The sequence below is a fragment of the Bacteroidota bacterium genome (assembly GCA_034723125.1).
Lineage (GTDB): Bacteria > Bacteroidota > Bacteroidia > CAILMK01 > JAAYUY01 > JAYEOP01.
The window spans coordinates 1-1983 of record JAYEOP010000465.1; the positions used below are offsets into that span (position 1 = coordinate 1).

A 1983-nucleotide genomic window follows, 5' to 3' on the forward strand; every position below is an offset into this window, starting at 1 on the left:
TTTTCTTAATAATTAGAAAAAAAGGCAGTCAATAATTGATTGCCTTTTTTTTTGCTTTTAGGGGTTTGCTATTAATTCCTTTCTTTATTCACCAATCTAATATTATTTTAAAGGTGTTCATGATATGGCAATTCACGAAATACCCGAGATGAAAACAAAAAGATAAAAGAAGGCAAAGGAAATGAACTATGGAATGATAAACCCAACAAGAAGAAACACAAAAAGCAAATTTATTGACAACTATGAAGTTACAGATGCATCTGTTCACGATTCACAGTCATTGGATGATTTACTAATCGAAGATGATGCAGGTCAGGATTTCCATGCTGATAGTGCCTATACAGGTGAAGATCAGGAAAAAGGGATAAGTAAATATGAAATGAACAAAAAATGAGCAATAATAAGAAATCAAAAACAAGGACGGGGGTGGAACAAAACATGAATGGTTTAGTATTAGTCAAAATTTGAGAAAAAAAATTTGATATGTAATAATTAAAAATAATAATGTAAATTTGAACTGATTTAGGAAAATCGTTTAACGGGTTCTGCGATTTATCTCGAATCAATAGTTTAAAAATGAATTTTTAGAACCCACCTAAATGCAATACAATGAAAATTACATTCTTAATTCTAATTTCAACTTTAATATTATTTAGTTCAAAAGCACAAATTGTTACTGCATCCGCTTCTGATCTTGAAGAACTTACAAAACGAAAACTAATTGTTATAGCTGAAGATTATTCTCACGATATTGATAAACTCACCAAAAAAATTGAGAAAGCTAATTCTGAAAAGAAAAAACAAAAACATAAGAATCAGCTTGAGAAATATGAATCTTTCGTTAGTAGCATTAATACAACACTGAAAAAAGTAATAGAAGATGAATGGAAACTAAATGAAAGTATAGAGTTTATGACTTATGCTGAAGCATCCAAGGTTATCAAAGGATCTAAATCACAATATTCCATATTGCAATTTGATTGGTATCAGCAAAGAGATTTTAAAACCAAAGAATTTACTCATGAGCTTCCAACTTTCTTTTATTTTGGTGCTGATGGTACTATGAAATATAAATCGTACTCATTTTATATTCCATCTATTGATAATATATGGAATGACTTTACTTATGAGGAACTCTTGGTTTCAATAAAGCTAATGCAATTAAATATCAAGGAAAGCATTAACAATGATCTTAAAAAATATAGGTTTGGAAAATTTACTGATAAAAAACACAAATACAATTGCTCAAAACTTAATAATTACACGCTCTATATTGATAATTCACTTGTACCAAAGAGAAATGACTATTCTGTTATAAAACAAAAGTATGATTACAAATTAGCTTTCAAAGAGACCAAAGAATTAAATGAAATAATTTTAAACCCTACAGAAGGCAACGCCCTGCTTATTTTAGTCCCTTTTAAAGGAGGGGTTAATCCGGCATATACAGACCCATTTACTACTAAAATTAGGCCTGATCATTTATATTATCAACTGGTAATTGATTTGAATACTTATGAACCACTTGCAAAAACATATGGTGTTTTTTTGGGGGAAAGGAAAAGGATTAGTTCTTCAACCATTAAGCGTTTAAACAATTGTAAAATGAAATAGAAGATATTGATTTTGATTCAATCTTTTATTTTGAGATAAACTTTTTGCATAGATTAGCCTTTGGATTCCTGCCAGCTCGGACTAGTTGGGGTATTAATAAACACCCCAGCTCTTCAATATTGAATCGGCAACTGTCTTTGAAACAGCGGTATTAAATCCATTTATAACTGTTTCAGCAGTATTTATGCTACATCTCCAACCAATATTATTTTTTGAATCAGGAACAAATTGATAGGTAATAAAAACATCTATTTGGGATATTACTGATTGTGTACAAATATCAATATTCGGACTTATTAGACAGACTGCCGTTACCTACAAGTACAGCCTGTGCCGAATACTTTCGGTAAGACCCGCTTGGTTTATCCT

At 30.2% G+C, this 1983-nt stretch carries 1 protein-coding gene and 1 pseudogene; both read left to right on the top strand.

Going from position 1 to position 1983, the window contains the following annotated elements:
• The first annotated feature begins 132 nt into the window (after positions 1-132).
• Positions 133-295 (top strand): annotated as a pseudogene (locus U9R42_12095) (IS5/IS1182 family transposase).
• 314 nt (positions 296-609) lie between these two features.
• Entirely contained in the window at positions 610-1614 is a 1005-nt protein-coding gene (locus tag U9R42_12100) for a hypothetical protein (GenBank protein ID MEA3496759.1), read from the top strand.
• The last annotated feature ends 369 nt before the right edge of the window (positions 1615-1983 follow it).